The 670-nt window shown below is 60.7% G+C and carries 1 protein-coding gene and 1 pseudogene; both read left to right on the top strand.

Annotation, left to right across the window (positions count from 1 at the left end; translation table 11 throughout):
• Positions 1-331: pseudogene (locus ABJ99_RS27835) on the top strand (TIGR03752 family integrating conjugative element protein); the annotation flags it as partial.
• The coding region (locus ABJ99_RS24840; protein WP_080378313.1) for a TIGR03751 family conjugal transfer lipoprotein at positions 309-670 on the top strand (362 nt) is incomplete at its 3' end. The pseudogene ABJ99_RS27835 and the gene ABJ99_RS24840, both read left to right, overlap by 23 nt.

Here is a 670-nt window from a genome sequence, read left to right as displayed (position 1 = left end):
CAAGCCCTGATTACCGCAGCAGGTGCTGGAGCAGCCTCGTTGATCAAGACCGAGGGAAGCACCTCCTCTTACGTCTCAAATGCTTCCGGGACGCTCGGCAGCACCGGACTGTCCGGCAACGAGGCAATGGGCAAAATCCTGACTCAAGGCGTCACAGATGTGTCCAGTTGGGTCAACAAGCTGTATGGCCAGGCGTTTGCGGCCATCTACGTCTTACCTGGCGCGCAGGTCTCACTGCACATCGATCAAGAGCTGGAAATCGATTACGCTCAAAGGCCGCAAGGTCAAGTACGCCTCAGGAGCGAGCCATGCCACTGCCAACCTGGATTGATCTTTCAAGGCCACCCCGTAGCGGACGGCTCGGCCTGTCACTCATTGTCGCCTTGCTCACACTCGCAGGATGCCAGACCAGCAAGGAGGAAATGCTGCCGCATGGCGACAGCACCATGATGGATGTCTGGAACCAGGACACCAGGGGCTCGGGCGGCAGCGCCACTGGTCGGCAACTGCTCGATGCTCGCGCAGAGCTGCGCCGCCCGATCGATGTGCGGGCCACTCAGCCGCTGCAGGACAGCGCCGCGTACACGCGCACGGCTCAGAACGAGATCTACAGCCAGTTCAAGCGCCTGCCCAATCCGGACCTGGTCATGTACGTATTCCCTCACCTGGC

The organism is Pseudomonas syringae pv. cilantro (assembly GCF_001293775.1).
GTDB classification, from domain to species: domain Bacteria; phylum Pseudomonadota; class Gammaproteobacteria; order Pseudomonadales; family Pseudomonadaceae; genus Aquipseudomonas; species Aquipseudomonas syringae_P.
This window is presented reverse-complemented; position numbering and strand designations above follow the sequence as displayed.